The following is a 20,805-nucleotide window of genomic DNA, read 5'->3' as shown; positions in this document are numbered from 1 at the left end:
ACAGGTTATAAGCAATATTAGGGCAAAAAAATGGTTGATGGGCAACCCGTTGAAATAGAAGAGAAAACTGTCAAATTCCCGGAAGACGGGAAGACTGAGGTTGTTCACGTAGAGCCTCAGCAGAAAATTATGTTAGAGGGTGTTGACCTTGAAATGATGAAGGTTGATATCGTTGGGGATGATATCATCATTTCAAACCCGGCAACCGGTGCTCGCATTGTGTTTGTAGGGCTTGCTCTGCTGCTTTTCGAGGAAGATGTAGCCCCTCAATTTTTTCTCGATGGGGAAGCCATCGACCCGAGAGAATTGCTTAGTAATGTAGGTGAGGTTGGTAATCTGACCGTGGAGGACTATATTGCGATTTCAAGCATCATTCCTAAAGATGATTCAGAAAAAACGAGCAATAAATCAGGAAACCCAGAATCAAAGACAGATAAGAGCACTGCGGCTGCGGCAGGAGACGCTGAAAAAACAGGTGGTTCTGACGGTGATCAGACTAAAGGTAGCCAAGAAGAGGTACTAATTTCGATCTCAGCGGCTATTAGCAATTCTCAGTTTGATACAACAGAGATTAATGAGTTTGAGGTTAGCCCAGTCGAAGAGTTTACAAGTAATGCCCCATTTTTAGCGGTCGATGAAGAGGGGGCATCTTTTGCGCCTTTTATAGAAGAATCTTCTTCATCCAGCACAGCTGCTGAATCCACGACGAACACTTCTGAATTTAAAGATCCTCCACAACCGGAAGAACCCAGAGAATTTGAAGCCAGGCTGCTTCAAGTTGCGCGCATAGATGGCATTGAAAACATTTTAGGCGTAGATACACGTGTCGTGCGTGGTGGTGGTGGATCTGATGCGTCATTTTCAAATCCGATTAACGAATTTCAATTTTCAACGGAAGTCATAGATACGACGGCAGATGCATCAGATGTGATTGTTTATGGAGATGATCCAAATTCATTCAGCAGCGTACAGATGTCGCGCGTGTTTGAAATTGAACCGGTGCTGGGATCGGGCTTTTATGTTACCAGAATTGAAGTCAGTGGACTTCCTGCGGGTTTCACTCTTGCCGGTGTGGCGTCTGATGCAAACGGATATTACATCGACAATCCTATTCTCAACGGGCGCGGTGCAATTGAATTTAAAATCGAATATGACGTGCCAACTGCAATGCCGTTTACTGTGGGCATCTCTTTCGATGCGGAGTTTGACCCAATCCTTTTCCAAACACAAAATCCAGGGGCTCCAGTGGTCATACCGCTGGAAACACAAATCAGTGTAGAGGCGGATTTAAAATTTGTTACTCGTGATGTTTTTGGTCCTGGGGATTTGAATTATACGGATGCAGAAGGGAACGAAGTTTACGTTCTGGCTAATAACCCCAACGATAACCGTATTTTTACAGGCGCTGGTGATGATAATATAACTGGCGGCCTTGCAAGTGATATCGTGAATGCAGGAGACGGAAACGATATAATTTCGACGCTTTCAGGCGATGATGTTATTATAGGCGGAGAAGGCGACGATCTGATTAATCCTGGGCTTGGTTTTGATGTTATCCGGGGATCGGAAGGCGTAGATACTCTAGATTATTCAGCCTTGACAAGCGATGTAGACCTGAATTTGGGCCTCGTCATCAATAATTTTGCGACAGCAACCATTGATGCTTTGGGGCCAAACTTTGAAGAAGACAGTGTCCGCGAAATTGAGAATGTGACAACAGGTTCCGGGAATGATCTGCTCGGAGGAAATGACAGCGATAATGTTCTGATAACATCTGCTGGTAATGATACGCTTTTTGCGAGTTTAGGTGCCGATACACTCGATGGCGGCGCGGATAATGATTTGGTTGATTATTCTACCCTAGATGGTCTTGTGAATTTTATCAGCGTTACGCTGAATGGTGCGGCCAATGCTACGGTTACGGTTGATGGCGGCGCAGATGATATCGTACGTAATGTTGAAAATATTATAGGAACATCAGGCGATGATATAATCCGTGGTGACAACGCTATCAATGTACTGGAAGGTCGTGGCGGCGATGACACACTTTCAGGTGGTGCAGCTATCGATGTTCTGGATGGCGGAATTGGATCTGATACGATTGATTATTCATTTGCTGCAGGGGGTGTCACTGTCGATCTCTCTATTAATCAGACAACGAATGATGGGGATGGCGCGTCCGACACACTTATCAGCATTGAAAATGTTACAGGCTCGACCAGCAATGACAATATTACCGGTGATGCAAATGGGAATATTTTTGACGGTAATGCTGGAAACGATACCATATTTGGTGGTGGAGGTTCTGATCTGTTCCGTGCAAGCGATGATGCCGATACGCTAGATGGGGGAACGGGGATTGATGAGGTCGATTACTCTTTGCTTGGTGGGGTGAATTTCATCAACGTTACGCTGAATGGCGCGGCCAATGCTACGGTTACGGTTGATGGCGGCACGAACGATACCGTGCGCAATATTGAAAACGTCACAGGAAGCGCCGGGAATGACACGATTGTGGGTGACGCTCTAACCAATGTTCTGGTTGGCCTTGCTGGTGATGATACACTTTCTGGAGCAGGCGGAATTGATACCCTTGATGGTGGCGCTGGAACTGATACCGCTGATTATTCGGCTGCTGCGCTGGGAGTAACCGTTGACCTTTTAGCTGGTCAGGCTACGAACGATGGGGACGGTGCATCGGACACGCTTGTCGGTATTGAGGACGTTACAGGTTCCGGAAATAATGACACTATTGGTGGTGACAATGCTGTTAACAGGCTTGAAGGGAATGGCGGGGATGATTTCCTCTATGGCGCAGGCGGCATAGATACGCTTGATGGCGGCGCAGGGATTGATTATGCGGATTACTTGAATGCAGCAGCAGCTGTCACGGTGGATTTGTCCATTGGTCAGACAATAGATGATGGGGACGGTGCATCTGATATTCTGGTCAATATTGAGAATATTCGGGGATCTGGTAATAATGACGCAATCAATGGTGATTTGAATGCCAACCGCCTTCTCGGTGAGGGCGGAGATGATACGCTCTTTGGCGCAGCCGGGAATGACATTCTTGAAGGCGGCGCGGGCGACGATACCTTGGATGGTGGGGACGGTGATGATACCTTATTAGGCGGCGCGGGCGGCGACACTTTCATATCAAGCGCAGGCGCTGATACGCTAGATGGTGGTGCGAATATAGACGTTGCCGATTATTCATCAGATGGTTCTGTTAATTTTATTACGGTAACGCTGAATGGGGCTACGAACGCTACAGTCACCATCGATGGTGCGGCCGATGACATAATCCGCAATGTTGAAAACATTATCGCAACTAACGGAAATGATAGCGTAACAGGCGACATCTTCGCAAACAATATTCAAGGGCTTGACGGAGATGATGTTTTACGTGGGGGGGCTGGAGCAGACACTTTAGATGGCGGTGCCGGAAACGATGAACTGCGTTTTGATGAGCTTACTGGGCAAGGTGTTGGTTTAAATCTCGCAAACCAAACAGCCGTTTATCAGGTTGATAGCAGTATCGATACGTTCTCGAATTTTGAATCTTATTTCTTAACTTTTCAGGATGATACCGTAACAGGTTCGATCAATGCAGACGTTGTTTCAGGGCTTAGTGGTGATGATCTAATAGTAGCGAGCGCCGGCAATGATATTTTTGATGGTGGTGCTGACTCAGACACAATCAGCTACGCTACTCTTGGCGGTGTGAACTTTATTGCTGTCACGCTAAACGGTGCTATCGACGCAACAGTTACAGTCGATGGCGGGGATGACGATACAATCCGTAATATTGAAAATGTTATAGGTACCGCTGGCAACGACACAATTATCGGGGATATGCAGGATAACAGCCTCGAAGGCGGTTCAGGGGATGATATACTGATTGGTGCGGGCGGTATTGATATTTTAACAGGTGGCGCTGGAATCGATACGGCCGATTATAGTACTGCAGTTGGTGCAGTTGTTGTAAGTCTCGCTGCAGGTGAGGCCTCAATTGATGGGTTTGGCGGAACAGACAGCCTGATCCAGATTGAAAACATAACAGGTTCGAACAACGATGACACCATCACAGGAAATGGTGTTGTAAACATTCTGGCTGGCGGCTCCGGTAATGACGTAATACGCGGTGGTGGTGGCAGCGATACGTTAGATGGCGGGCTGGGCAATGACCAACTTCGCTTTGATGATCTGGCTGGTGCGGGTATTACACTTGATATTGGATCCGGCACAGCCTTTTACGGTGTGGATGCTAGTACAGACACTTTTTCGAATTTTGAAACATATTACGCAACAGCCCAGGACGATACGATTTTCGGATCGGTGGGTGCTGATGTGATCTTTGGTCTCGATGGAGACGATGTTTTTAATGCCAGTGCCGGTGCCGACGTTCTTAATGGTGGGAACGATAATGATGGTATCGATTATTCCGGATTCGCGGCTGGAAACTTCATATCTATTACATTAGATGATGTGAATGCTGTGACAGTGACGGTAAATGGTCTTAGTAACGACACCATTTCTGCAATTGAAAATGTGATAGGTAGTGCCGGTGATGATACCATTGGTGGCGATTTTAACGCCAATATTATTGATGGATCTGCTGGCGACGATGTTATTCGCGGCGGCGCAGGAAGTGATACCCTGACAGGGGGGGCAGGCACGGACCAGTTACGCTTTGATGAACTGATGGGCGCAGGCGTGAATATTGATATTGGGGCAGGCACGGCTTTTTTTGGTGGTGATAGCTCTACCGACACTTTCAACACCTTTGAAGAATATTATATGACAGCCCAAGCCGATACGATTAGCGGCTCGGCTGGTATTGACACAATCTTTGGTCTCGCTGGTGATGATACTTTTAATGTCAGTGACGGCGCAGATATTCTTGATGGCGGCGCAGGAACGGATACAGCCGATTACACGAGCGCATCTGGTTTCATCACTGTGACGCTGAACGGGGCAGGGGCAGGAACTGTTGCTGTAAATGGCGGTAGCACGGATACCGTCAGCAATATTGAAAATATTATCGCGACGGCAAACGACGATATTTTCATTGGTGATGGGCTCAATAATGTATTTTTTGGCGGTGCCGGAAACGATACATTTGATGGTCGCGGTGGAGATGACACATTAGATGGCGGTGCAGACAATGATTTGTTCCTGGCAAGCGATGGCGCAGATACTATTGATGGCGGAACAGGCATTGATACGATTGATTATTCTGGGCTTGGCGGTATTGCATTTATCAGCACAACTTTGTCTGGTAGCGCAAATGCGACAATAACGGTTGCGGGTGGAACAAATGACACGGTGCGCAATGTTGAGAATATCATTGGTACGGATGGAAACGATACAATTACAGGCGACAGCCAGAACAATGAACTTACAGGCGGGCTGGGTGATGATGTGCTGGCTGGGCGTGGTGGTACTGATATTCTTAGTGGCGGTGGAGGCACCGACACGGCAGATTATTCTGCAGCGCTGGCTGGCGTAGTTGCAGATTTGAGCTTGGGCACGGTCTCAAATGATGGTGACGGCGGTTCAGATACGCTTAGTGGTATCGAGAACTTAACAGGGTCGGCCAATAATGATGACCTAACCGGGGATGCAAACGCCAATACGCTTGATGGCGGCGCTGGAAATGACACGTTGCGCGCAAGCGCAGGCGCAGATATTCTTGATGGCGGCACAGGCACCGACGTCGTTGATTATTCCGGGCTGGTTGGTGCAACCTCCATAAGCGTAACGCTTAATAGCGCAGTCAATGCCACCGTAACCGTTAATGGTGGAACCAATGACACTGTACGCAATATCGAAGATGTTATTGGCACCTCTGGAAATGATATTCTGATTGGAGATGTGCAAGATAACACGCTGGATGGGCGGGATGGTGATGATACATTATCCGGTCGCATTGGCAACGATGTGCTAATTGGCGGCCTAGGTATTGATACAGCAAATTATTCTCTTGCTGCTGGCGGCGTCAATGTCAACATGGCTATTTCGCAAGCCCTAAACGATGGTGATGGCGGAACGGATACACTCTCAGGCATAGAAAACATTACCGGATCAGCCAGCGCGGACACAATTTATGGGGATGCGCAGGACAATGTTCTTTCGGGTCTTGCCGGAAATGATACGTTCTATGGCGCTGGCGGCGATGATACGATCATCGGCGGTGCAGGTGCTTCCGATACTGTTGATTATACAATGTCAGGCGCTTCGGTCACCGCAAGCCTTACTACAAATACAGCCCTAAACGATGGTGATGGCGGAACGGATACATTCTCAGGCATAGAAAACATTACCGGATCGGATTTTGATGACACTCTCACTGGAGATGTAAACGCCAATACCCTTGATGGCGGGGATGGTGATGATGTGCTGGTTGGACGCGGCGGTGCGGATATTCTGACCGGTGGTGCAGGTACAGATACTGCGGATTATTCGCTAGCTGCTGGTATTGTTATTGCCGACCTGCAGGTTCTTTCAGCAACAAGCGATGGTGATGGAGCCTCGGATACATTCTCTGGTATCGAGAATCTCATTGGCTCTGCAAACAATGACATTTTACGCGGCGATAATAGTGGAAACCTGATAGAAGCAGGAGCAGGAAACGACACAGTCCGTGGGCGCGGTGGTGTAGATACGCTTGATGGTGGTGCGGGGACCTCCGATACGGTTGATTATTTACAGGCAGCCACAGGCGTCACCGTTGACTTGTCTGCGGGTAGCGCGGTCGATGATGGTGATGGAGCGTTTGATACGCTTTTGAATTTTGAAAATGTGACGGGCTCAGCCAATAACGACACCATAACGGGGGATGCACAAAACAATATTTTAGATGGGAATGCCGGTGACGATATTCTATCTGGTGGGGCAGGTGACGATACGTTGACCGGTGGTGCAGGTACAGATACTGCTGATTATTCTGGTGCGGCTGCTGGCATAATCGTCAACATGTTTGCAGGCACCGTATCAGATGATGGTGATGGTGGGACAGACACGCTCAGCGGTATTGAAAATATAACAGGTTCAGCCAATAACGACACCATAATCGGCGACAATTCGGCTAACACGCTTGATGGCGGGGCGGGTGACGACATACTCACCGGACGTGGCGGAGCAGATATTCTGATTGGCGGCGCAGGCGTGGATACTGCTGACTATTCAATCGCTGCCGGGGGGGTGACGGCTGACTTATTATCCGGTACGGCAATCAATGACGGCACTGGAAACGCAGACACATTTTTAAGTATTGAAAACCTGACTGGATCTTTGAATAACGATATACTTCGTGGCGACAATAATAACAACACTCTCTCTGGCCTTGCCGGCGACGACATCATTCGTGGTAATGGCGGCGATGATACTTTAGATGGTGGATCGGGCACCGATACCGTAGATTATTCAACTGCTTCGGGTGCGGTCACCGTCAACCTCGCAGGGTCAACGGCATCTGATGGCGAGGGAGGGACGGATACATTAAACGCCATAGAAGATGTGCTTGGATCCGGAAACGACGATACAATTTTCGGCAACGCCAGCGCCAACACACTTTCAGGGAATGCCGGTGATGACGTCCTGTATGGCGCAGGTGGTGCCGATACGCTTGATGGCGGCGCGGGTGTGGATACTGCGGATTATTCACTGGCTGCCGGAGCGGTTAACGTTGACCTGGGTGCTGGCACTGCCGGAAACGACGGGGATGGTGGTACAGACACGTTGATAAATATAGAGAACGTGATTGGTTCAACTGGCAACGATACCATTGTAGGAAACGCACAAGGCAATGTTCTGACCGGCGGAGCAGGACTGGACACATTGTCCGGCAGCGGTGGCGCCGATACGCTTGATGGCGGCGCGGGCATCGACACGGCTGATTATTCAGGCGCTGCAGGAGGTATTGTTCTGGACTTGGCCGCAGGGATAGCAACAAACGATGGCGATGGTGCCTCCGATACGTTGCTCCTGATCGAAAATATTACAGGTTCTGATTTTGCGGACTCTATTACTGGTTCGTTAGGTGCCAACCTGATCGAATCTGGCGATGGCGATGATACGATAATTTATTCCGGCGGCAGTGATACACTGGATGGTCAAGTCGGTTCAGATACCGTCGATTATTCAGCCAGCGGCGCAACATCTATCAGTGTTACATTGAGCGCTGCGCTTGATGCTACTGTGACTGTCAATGGCGGCGATAATGATACGATTCGTAATATCGAAAATATCATTGGTACGGCCGGTGATGACACCATAACCGGTGATTCTAAAGATAATACGCTCACAGCTGGTGCCGGTGATGATGTGATTAAGGGCGGTGCAGGAAGTGATATGCTTGATGGCGGGCTTGGCAACGATGAACTGCGCTTCGATGATTTAGCCGCAATTGGCGTAAATCTGAACCTGACAAACTCCACGGCGTTCTATGCCGCTGATAGTAGTACAGATAGTTTTGCAAATTTCGAAAGCTATTATTTGACCAATCAAGCCGACACGATTACGGGCTCTGCAGCAGCCGATGTTGTCTTTGCCTTGGGTGGTGACGACACATTTAACGCCTCTGCCGGTACGGATGATCTCGATGGTGGCTTGGGTGAGGATACAATTGATTACTCCGCACAGGCCGTGAATTTCATCACCGTCACCTTGAATGGTGCTACAGACGCAATAGTAAATGTCGACGGTGGTGACAACGATACGATTTCAAACATTGAAAATGTTATCGGCACAGCTGGCGATGATACTATCACCGGCGATGCTGAGGATAACATACTTAGCGGTCTGGGCGGGAATGATATTCTCACTGGAGGGGCAGGCAATAATAGTCTTTTAGGTGGTGCTGGCGATGATATTTTCTTCGGTAGCGCAGGACAAAATACATATGATGGTGGCGCGAATATTGATACCGTTGACTATTCCACGCAAGTCGGAATAACGGCGATTGATGTCACTCTCAATGCATCTGGTTTGGCAATTGTTACGATTGCAGGTGGGGTGAATGACCGGGTTCAAAATGTTGAAAATATTATCGGAACTGCCGGAAATGATATCATTCGCGGTGATAATCTTGACAATATTTTCACGGCTGGCGCGGGCGACGATATTCTATCTGGTGGTGCGGGTGCCGATACGCTTGATGGCGGTGCGGATACCGATACTGTTGATTATTCAACGGAAATCGGCATTAACTTCATAACGGTCACATTGAACGGTGCAACAGACACGACCGTAAACGTGGATGGCGGTTTAGACGATACAATTCGTAACATTGAGAACATTATAGGCTCAACAGGCAATGACACCATAATCGGTGATGCCAATGATAACGTCCTTGATGGCGATGGTGGTGACGATATTTTGGAAGGCGGCGTAGGCGCAGACACCATAGATGGCGGTGCAGGCACAGATACTGTTGATTATTCTCTCAACGTGGGCGCTACCTCCGTTAGTATTAATCTTGATGGTTCGAATTTTGTTACAGCAACGGTCGGCGGCCAGGCCAACGACAGTGTACGCAATATAGAAAACATCACTGGAACGGATGGAGATGATACGATTGGTGGAGACGGCTCCATCAATGTACTAACCGGCGGTCTGGGTAATGATACAATCTGGGGTGAAGGCGGCAATGATATTCTTGATGGTGGCGCTGGAACAGATACTCTGACCTATGATTACACGACAGCGCCTGTCTCCTTCGATATGACTTTGTTGGTCGGCGGGTTCTTCAGTGTAACCGTTGGTGGTGGTGGAGAAACCGATCAGGCGACAAATTTTGAAAATGTTACTGGTTCGCTCGGCGCAGATATCATGGTTGGTGATGCGAGTGATAATATTCTGATAGGTTTGTCCGGTATTGATAATATCCAGGGGGGTGCAGGTAACGATACGCTTGATGGGGGGGATGGCGATGATACGATTGATGGTGGGACGGGCGATGATACGATTGATGGGGGCACAGGTGACGACACCCTGATTGCATCGACAGGTGCCAATGTCTACGATGGCGGAACGGATGCTGGGAATGCAGATATTGATACTCTGGATTACTCCACCCACGGCACGACATCGATTAGTTTTGTTCTTAGTGGTGCTACCGATGCAACAATTACGGTTGCGGGTGATTCAAACCATACAGTTCGCAATGTTGAGCGTGTTATTGGCACGGCTGGTGCGGATAGCATGCAAGGTGATTCTGGCGACAATTATTTTCTTGCTGGCGGTGGTGATGATACTTTGGTCTGGTCTGCGGGCCTTGATGAATTAAGCGGTGAGGCAGGAACAGATATACTGGATCTTTCAACAGCGACCGTTGGAACATCAACAAATGCGTATTCCCTTATAGGTGGCTTCTACACTGTAAACTCTGGAGCCAACCAAACGCTTGCGAACGGATTCGAAACAATTTTAGGATCAAATTTCGCCGACACGATTATTGGTGATTCTACAAATATTTCCACTTTGTATGGCGGTGTGGGGAACGACCATTTGCGTATGAATGTTGCCGGAGGAACGGTCAGTGGTGGCGATGGTAACGACACAATATATCTTGGTAATGACAATGGCGCCGCAACCGGTATTTTCGCATTTGGTGATGACGGCAATGACACAATCATTAGTGATCGCAGCGGCGCGACTATCGATGGCGGGGCAGGCATAGACACTGTTGTTTACAACGACAATAACAATGCCATTACAGTTGTGCTACAGGAAGTGGGGATTACCACGGTTGATTTTGCAGCAGCCACGGATGAGACAATTGTCAATATTGAAAACTTCACAGGTGGTAACGCGGGCGATGACATCACTGGAAATAGTCAAGACAATGTTCTTCGCGGAGACGATGGAGATGACATTATTCGTGCTTCACGTGGTGCGGACACTATAATTGGCGATAGTGGCACGGACACAGTTGATTTTTCAACCCTAAATGGAACGATCAATTTTATTAGCGTTGACATGAATGCTGGTGGAACGGAAACGGTAACATTGGATGGAATTGCAGAAAATCAAACTATTAATTCAATTGAAAACCTGATTGCAACGGATGGCGATGATATTGTAACAGGAAGCACTGCAACCAATACTCTAACTATGGGAGCTGGTAATGACCTTGTATACGCCAGTACGGGGAACGATACTTTAGACGGGGGCGCTGGATTTGATACTTTCCGGATGGACAATCTTGGCTTGGCTGGTGTCAATCTTGATCTAAGTTTTGGAGGAGTGAATATTGGTGCCAATGCTCAGACATTCAGTAATTTTGAAGAATATTATACGACCAATCAGGCCGATACGATTACCGGTGGTATTGGAGATGATACCGTTTTTGCATTGAACGGTGACGACACGTTTATTGCATCCGGTGGTGACGATACGATTGACGGCGGAACCGGTAGTGATACGATCGATTATTCCGGTTTGTTCGGGGCAACTATTGCTGTGACACTACAAGATGTTGGCCCTGCCACGGTAACTGTTGGCGGTTCTGCAAAAGATACTTTAACAAATTTCGAAAATGTAACGGGGTCAAACATCAATGATACCTTAACTGGAAATAGCTCAGATAACATTTTGAGTGGCCTTTCTGGCGGCGATACGCTTGATGGCGGGGGCGGTGCGGATACTCTGATTGGCGGCGCGGGGGATGACATTCTGATTGGCGGGTCCGGGATTGATACGCTTGATGGCGGGGATGGCGATGATATCTTCACCTTGAGCGGAGACGGCGACAATGTGACGGGCGGCGAGACGGGTGAGACGGGGGGCGATACGGCGAACTATGCGGCCTATGGCTCTGCGCTGACGGTAGATCTGTCTGTAGCCGGTGGCGGTGCGGCGCCTGATACTTTGAACGAGATAGAGAATGTGACGGGCTCTGCGACGGCGGTCAATACGCTGAGCGGCTCGGCGGATAACAATATTCTGATTGGCGGCGCGGCCAATGACGTGTTTTACACCGCTGTTGGTGCCGGGACCGATACGTTTGACGGTGCGGGCGGGATTGACGAGCTGGCCTATCTGGGCTCTGGCATTACGGTGAACCTGCTGACCGATGCCGATACGCTGACCTCGATCGAGACGATCCGGTTGACGGGCGGATCTGATACGCTGACGGCCGATAATGTGGCGCGCACGATCTATGCGGGGGCGGGCGATGACCTCTTCACGGGCGGGACGGCGGCCGATAGCTTCTTCGGGGAGGCTGGCGACGACACGGTGGTGGTAAGCGCGGGGGCGGATGTTCTTGATGGCGGGACGCATACGGGCGGCGATACGCTTGATTACAGCGGCTATGGCTCCGGGGTGAGCGTCAACCTGGCCACGGGCGTAACCAGCTATGGCGGTACGGTCACGAACTTCGAACATGTTGACGGCACGGCGGCGGCCGATACGCTGACCGGGGACGCGCAGGCCAACACGCTTACGGGCAATGCGGGCGGCGATACGCTTGATGGCGGGGGCGGTGCGGATACTCTGATTGGCGGCGCGGGGGATGACATTCTGATTGGCGGGTCCGGGATTGATACGCTTGATGGCGGGGATGGCGATGATATCTTCACCTTGAGCGGAGACGGCGACAATGTGACGGGCGGCGAGACGGGTGAGACGGGGGGCGATACGGCGAACTATGCGGCCTATGGCTCTGCACTGAGCGTGGATCTGTCTGTAGCCGGCGGCGGTGCGGCGCCTGATACTTTGAACGAGATAGAGAATGTGACGGGCTCGGCCACGGCGGTCAATACGCTGAGCGGCTCGGCGGATAACAATATTCTGATTGGCGGCGCGGCCAATGACGTGTTTTACACCGCTGTTGGTGCCGGGACCGATACGTTTGACGGTGCGGGCGGGATTGACGAGCTGGCCTATCTGGGCTCTGGCATTACGGTGAACCTGCTGACCGATGCCGATACGCTGACCTCGATCGAGACGATCCGGTTGACGGGCGGATCTGATACGCTGACGGCCGATAATGTGGCGCGCACGATCTATGCGGGGGCGGGCGATGACCTCTTCACGGGCGGGACGGCGGCCGATAGCTTCTTCGGGGAGGCTGGCGACGACACGGTGGTGGTAAGCGCGGGGGCGGATGTTCTTGATGGCGGGACGCATACGGGCGGCGATACGCTTGATTACAGCGGCTATGGCTCCGGGGTGAGCGTCAACCTGGCCACGGGCGTAACCAGCTATGGCGGTACGGTCACGAACTTCGAACATGTTGACGGCACGGCGGCGGCCGATACGCTGACCGGGGACGCGCAGGCCAACACGCTTACGGGCAATGCGGGCGGCGATACGCTTGATGGCGGGGGCGGTGCGGATACTCTGATTGGCGGCGCGGGGGATGACATTCTGATTGGCGGGTCCGGGATTGATACGCTTGATGGCGGGGATGGCGATGATATCTTCACCTTGAGCGGAGACGGCGACAATGTGACGGGCGGCGAGACGGGTGAGACGGGGGGCGATACGGCGAACTATGCGGCCTATGGCTCTGCACTGAGCGTGGATCTGTCTGTAGCCGGCGGCGGTGCGGCGCCTGATACTTTGAACGAGATAGAGAATGTGACGGGCTCGGCCACGGCGGTCAATACGCTGAGCGGCTCGGCGGATAACAATATTCTGATTGGCGGCGCGGCCAATGACGTGTTTTACACCGCTGTTGGTGCCGGGACCGATACGTTTGACGGTGCGGGCGGGATTGACGAGCTGGCCTATCTGGGCTCTGGCATTACGGTGAACCTGCTGACCGATGCCGATACGCTGACCTCGATCGAGACGATCCGGTTGACGGGCGGATCTGATACGCTGACGGCCGATAATGTGGCGCGCACGATCTATGCGGGGGCGGGCGATGACCTCTTCACGGGCGGGACGGCGGCCGATAGCTTCTTCGGGGAGGCTGGCGACGACACGGTGGTGGTAAGCGCGGGGGCGGATGTTCTTGATGGCGGGACGCATACGGGCGGCGATACGCTTGATTACAGCGGCTATGGCTCCGGGGTGAGCGTCAACCTGGCCACGGGCGTAACCAGCTATGGCGGTACGGTCACGAACTTCGAACATGTTGACGGCACGGCGGCGGCCGATACGCTGACCGGGGACGCGCAGGCCAACACGCTTACGGGCAATGCGGGCGGCGATACGCTTGATGGCGGGGGCGGTGCGGATACTCTGATTGGCGGCGCGGGGGATGACATTCTGATTGGCGGGTCCGGGATTGATACGCTTGATGGCGGGGATGGCGATGATATCTTCACCTTGAGCGGAGACGGCGACAATGTGACGGGCGGCGAGACGGGTGAGACGGGGGGCGATACGGCGAACTATGCGGCCTATGGCTCTGCACTGAGCGTGGATCTGTCTGTAGCCGGCGGCGGTGCGGCGCCTGATACTTTGAACGAGATAGAGAATGTGACGGGCTCGGCCACGGCGGTCAATACGCTGAGCGGCTCGGCGGATAACAATATTCTGATTGGCGGCGCGGCCAATGACGTGTTTTACACCGCTGTTGGTGCCGGGACCGATACGTTTGACGGTGCGGGCGGGATTGACGAGCTGGCCTATCTGGGCTCTGGCATTACGGTGAACCTGCTGACCGATGCCGATACGCTGACCTCGATCGAGACGATCCGGTTGACGGGCGGATCTGATACGCTGACGGCCGATAATGTGGCGCGCACGATCTATGCGGGGGCGGGCGATGACCTCTTCACGGGCGGGACGGCGGCCGATAGCTTCTTCGGGGAGGCTGGCGACGACACGGTGGTGGTAAGCGCGGGGGCGGATGTTCTTGATGGCGGGACGCATACGGGCGGCGATACGCTTGATTACAGCGGCTATGGCTCCGGGGTGAGCGTCAACCTGGCCACGGGCGTAACCAGCTATGGCGGTACGGTCACGAACTTCGAACATATTGACGGCACGGCGGCGGCCGATACGCTGACCGGGGACGCGCAGGCCAACACGCTTACGGGCAATGCGGGCGGCGACACGCTTGATGGCGGGGGCGGTGCGGATACTCTGATTGGCGGCGCGGGGGATGATATTCTGATTGGCGGGTCCGGGATTGATACGCTTGATGGCGGGGATGGCGATGATATCTTCACCTTGAGCGGAGACGGCGACAATGTGACGGGCGGCGAGACGGGTGAGACGGGGGGCGATACGGCGAACTATGCGGCCTATGGCTCTGCACTGAGCGTGGATCTGTCTGTAGCCGGCGGCGGTGCGGCGCCTGATACTTTGAACGAGATAGAGAATGTGACGGGCTCGGCCACGGCGGTCAATACGCTGAGCGGCTCGGCGGATAACAATATTCTGATTGGCGGCGCGGCCAATGACGTGTTTTACACCGCTGTTGGTGCCGGGACCGATACGTTTGACGGTGCGGGCGGGATTGACGAGCTGGCCTATCTGGGCTCTGGCATTACGGTGAACCTGCTGACCGATGCCGATACGCTGACCTCGATCGAGACGATCCGGTTGACGGGCGGATCTGATACGCTGACGGCCGATAATGTGGCGCGCACGATCTATGCGGGGGCGGGCGATGACCTCTTCACGGGCGGGACGGCGGCCGATAGCTTCTTCGGGGAGGCTGGCGACGACACGGTGGTGGTAAGCGCGGGGGCGGATGTTCTTGATGGCGGGACGCATACGGGCGGCGATACGCTTGATTACAGCGGCTATGGCTCCGGGGTGAGCGTCAACCTGGCCACGGGCGTAACCAGCTATGGCGGTACGGTCACGAACTTCGAACATGTTGACGGCACGGCGGCGGCCGATACGCTGACCGGGGACGCGCAGGCCAACACGCTTACGGGCAATGCGGGCGGCGATACGCTTGATGGCGGGGGCGGTGCGGATACTCTGATTGGCGGCGCGGGGGATGACATTCTGATTGGCGGGTCCGGGATTGATACGCTTGATGGCGGGGATGGCGATGATATCTTCACCTTGAGCGGAGACGGCGACAATGTGACGGGCGGCGAGACGGGTGAGACGGGGGGCGATACGGCGAACTATGCGGCCTATGGCTCTGCACTGAGCGTGGATCTGTCTGTAGCCGGCGGCGGTGCGGCGCCTGATACTTTGAACGAGATAGAGAATGTGACGGGCTCGGCCACGGCGGTCAATACGCTGAGCGGCTCGGCGGATAACAATATTCTGATTGGCGGCGCGGCCAATGACGTGTTTTACACCGCTGTTGGTGCCGGGACCGATACGTTTGACGGTGCGGGCGGGATTGACGAGCTGGCCTATCTGGGCTCTGGCATTACGGTGAACCTGCTGACCGATGCCGATACGCTGACCTCGATCGAGACGATCCGGTTGACGGGCGGATCTGATACGCTGACGGCCGATAATGTGGCGCGCACGATCTATGCGGGGGCGGGCGATGACCTCTTCACGGGCGGGACGGCGGCCGATAGCTTCTTCGGGGAGGCTGGCGACGACACGGTGGTGGTAAGCGCGGGGGCGGATGTTCTTGATGGCGGGACGCATACGGGCGGCGATACGCTTGATTACAGCGGCTATGGCTCCGGGGTGAGCGTCAACCTGGCCACGGGCGTAACCAGCTATGGCGGTACGGTCACGAACTTCGAACATGTTGACGGCACGGCGGCGGCCGATACGCTGACCGGGGACGCGCAGGCCAACACGCTTACGGGCAATGCGGGCGGCGATACGCTTGATGGCGGGGGCGGTGCGGATACTCTGATTGGCGGCGCGGGGGATGACATTCTGATTGGCGGGTCCGGGATTGATACGCTTGATGGCGGGGATGGCGATGATATCTTCACCTTGAGCGGAGACGGCGACAATGTGACGGGCGGCGAGACGGGTGAGACGGGGGGCGATACGGCGAACTATGCGGCCTATGGCTCTGCACTGAGCGTGGATCTGTCTGTAGCCGGCGGCGGTGCGGCGCCTGATACTTTGAACGAGATAGAGAATGTGACGGGCTCGGCCACGGCGGTCAATACGCTGAGCGGCTCGGCGGATAACAATATTCTGATTGGCGGCGCGGCCAATGACGTGTTTTACACCGCTGTTGGTGCCGGGACCGATACGTTTGACGGTGCGGGCGGGATTGACGAGCTGGCCTATCTGGGCTCTGGCATTACGGTGAACCTGCTGACCGATGCCGATACGCTGACCTCGATCGAGACGATCCGGTTGACGGGCGGATCTGATACGCTGACGGCCGATAATGTGGCGCGCACGATCTATGCGGGGGCGGGCGATGACCTCTTCACGGGCGGGACGGCGGCCGATAGCTTCTTCGGGGAGGCTGGCGACGACACGGTGGTGGTAAGCGCGGGGGCGGATGTTCTTGATGGCGGGACGCATACGGGCGGCGATACGCTTGATTACAGCGGCTATGGCTCCGGGGTGAGCGTCAACCTGGCCACGGGCGTAACCAGCTATGGCGGTACGGTCACGAACTTCGAACATATTGACGGCACGGCGGCGGCCGATACGCTGACCGGGGACGCGCAGGCCAACACGCTTACGGGCAATGCGGGCGGCGACACGCTTGATGGCGGGGGCGGTGCGGATACTCTGATTGGCGGCGCGGGGGATGATATTCTGATTGGCGGGTCCGGGATTGATACGCTTGATGGCGGGGATGGCGATGATATCTTCACCTTGAGCGGAGACGGCGACAATGTGACGGGCGGCGAGACGGGTGAGACGGGGGGCGATACGGCGAACTATGCGGCCTATGGCTCTGCACTGAGCGTGGATCTGTCTGTAGCCGGCGGCGGTGCGGCGCCTGATACTTTGAACGAGATAGAGAATGTGACGGGCTCGGCCACGGCGGTCAATACGCTGAGCGGCTCGGCGGATAACAATATTCTGATTGGCGGCGCGGCCAATGACGTGTTTTACACCGCTGTTGGTGCCGGGACCGATACGTTTGACGGTGCGGGCGGGATTGACGAGCTGGCCTATCTGGGCTCTGGCATTACGGTGAACCTGCTGACCGATGCCGATACGCTGACCTCGATCGAGACGATCCGGTTGACGGGCGGATCTGATACGCTGACGGCCGATAATGTGGCGCGCACGATCTATGCGGGGGCGGGCGATGACCTCTTCACGGGCGGGACGGCGGCCGATAGCTTCTTCGGGGAGGCTGGCGACGACACGGTGGTGGTAAGCGCGGGGGCGGATGTTCTTGATGGCGGGACGCATACGGGCGGCGATACGCTTGATTACAGCGGCTATGGCTCCGGGGTGAGCGTCAACCTGGCCACGGGCGTAACCAGCTATGGCGGTACGGTCACGAACTTCGAACATGTTGACGGCACGGCGGCGGCCGATACGCTGACCGGGGACGCGCAGGCCAACACGCTTACGGGCAATGCGGGCGGCGATACGCTTGATGGCGGGGGCGGTGCGGATACTCTGATTGGCGGCGCGGGGGATGACATTCTGATTGGCGGGTCCGGGATTGATACGCTTGATGGCGGGGATGGCGATGATATCTTCACCTTGAGCGGAGACGGCGACAATGTGACGGGCGGCGAGACGGGTGAGACGGGGGGCGATACGGCGAACTATGCGGCCTATGGCTCTGCACTGAGCGTGGATCTGTCTGTAGCCGGCGGCGGTGCGGCGCCTGATACTTTGAACGAGATAGAGAATGTGACGGGCTCGGCCACGGCGGTCAATACGCTGAGCGGCTCGGCGGATAACAATATTCTGATTGGCGGCGCGGCCAATGACGTGTTTTACACCGCTGTTGGTGCCGGGACCGATACGTTTGACGGTGCGGGCGGGATTGACGAGCTGGCCTATCTGGGCTCTGGCATTACGGTGAACCTGCTGACCGATGCCGATACGCTGACCTCGATCGAGACGATCCGGTTGACGGGCGGATCTGATACGCTGACGGCCGATAATGTGGCGCGCACGATCTATGCGGGGGCGGGCGATGACCTCTTCACGGGCGGGACGGCGGCCGATAGCTTCTTCGGGGAGGCTGGCGACGACACGGTGGTGGTAAGCGCGGGGGCGGATGTTCTTGATGGCGGGACGCATACGGGCGGCGATACGCTTGATTACAGCGGCTATGGCTCCGGGGTGAGCGTCAACCTGGCCACGGGCGTAACCAGCTATGGCGGTACGGTCACGAACTTCGAACATATTGACGGCACGGCGGCGGCCGATACGCTGACCGGGGACGCGCAGGCCAACACGCTTACGGGCAATGCGGGCGGCGACACGCTTGATGGCGGGGGCGGTGCGGATACTCTGATTGGCGGCGCGGGGGATGATATTCTGATTGGCGGGTCCGGGATTGATACGCTTGATGGCGGGGATGGCGATGATATCTTCACCTTGAGCGGAGACGGCGACAATGTGACGGGCGGCGAGACGGGTGAGACGGGGGGCGATACGGCGAACTATGCGGCCTATGGCTCTGCACTGAGCGTGGATCTGTCTGTAGCCGGCGGCGGTGCGGCGCCTGATACTTTGAACGAGATAGAGAATGTGACGGGCTCGGCCACGGCGGTCAATACGCTGAGCGGCTCGGCGGATAACAATATTCTGATTGGCGGCGCGGCCAATGACGTGTTTTACACCGCTGTTGGTGCCGGGACCGATACGTTTGACGGTGCGGGCGGGATTGACGAGCTGGCCTATCTGGGCTCTGGCATTACGGTGAACCTGCTGACCGATGCCGATACGCTGACCTCGATCGAGACGATCCGGTTGACGGGCGGATCTGATACGCTGACGGCCGATAATGTGGCGCGCACGATCTATGCGGGGGCGGGCGATGACCTGTTTACGGGCGGCACGGCCGTCGATAGCTTCTTCGGAGAGGCTGGCGACGACACGGTGGTGGTGAGCGCGGGCGCGGATGTTCTTGATGGCGGGACGCATACGGGCGGCGATACGCTTGATTACAGCGGCTATGGCTCCGGGGTGAGCGTCAACCTGGCCACGGGCGTAACCAGCTATGGCGGTACGGTCACGAACTTCGAACATATTGACGGCACGGCGGCGGCCGATACGCTGACCGGGGACGCGCAGGCCAACACGCTTACGGGCAATGCGGGCGGCGACACGCTTGATGGCGGGGATGGCGATGATATTATTAATGGTGGCGATGGCAATGATATCATTAATGGTGGGGATGGCAATGATGGTAACGATACCATTAATGGCGGCAACGATTTGGATACGCTTGATTATACTGGCAGTGCGTCAGCGATTACGAGCGGAAGCTTTACAGGTATTGGCAGTGTCAGCACAACCAATGCGAATGGTGATGTTGATACAATTAGTAACATTGAAAACTTTGTCTTGTCCAACAATGCCGACACTATCGATATCAATACAAACGCCTTTACTGACTTTACATCTATTGATGCAAACTCTGGCATCGACCACATTAACGTAAACGGGGTAGGCGCTAACTCACTTACATCCCTTGGTCTTGAAGGTAGTGATTTTGCCAGCCTGTTTAGTGATGTAGAAGAGTTGGATTTTACAGGCGCGGACCTGGATGGCGCAGATACATTTGACATTGATAATGATAATATTGATGCAATAACCGGTGTGGCGGGCGGTGACCTAACAATTTTTGTAAACACCGGCACCATAGGTCTTGCAGATATCAATGTCCTGACAGCCAGCGGTGCCACAATAACGGGCGACAACACAGTAGGCAGCACTAGAACAATTGACTGGGATAACGGTAGCCAGCTTGTTGTTCAGGGATAAGATTTACAGCAGCACAAACTATGGCTTTCC

At 54.2% G+C, this 20,805-nt stretch carries 1 protein-coding gene; it reads left to right on the top strand.

The annotated features are described in order from the left end of the window. Window positions 1–30: 30 nt before the first annotated feature. On the top strand, window positions 31–20,775 hold the full coding sequence (locus H6859_05165) for a hypothetical protein (GenBank protein USO06557.1): 20,745 nt from the start codon (window positions 31–33) through the stop codon (window positions 20,773–20,775). The last annotated feature ends 30 nt before the right edge of the window (window positions 20,776–20,805 follow it).

It is taken from the genome of Rhodospirillales bacterium (assembly GCA_023898785.1).
In the GTDB taxonomy this organism is placed as follows: domain Bacteria; phylum Pseudomonadota; class Alphaproteobacteria; order Micavibrionales; family Micavibrionaceae; genus TMED27.
This window is presented reverse-complemented; position numbering and strand designations above follow the sequence as displayed.

Coding starts and splice junctions, on each gene's coding strand:
- H6859_05165 (USO06557.1), top strand. CDS start 31: ATGGTTGATGGGCAACCCGTTGAAATAGAAGAGAAAACTGTCAAATTC.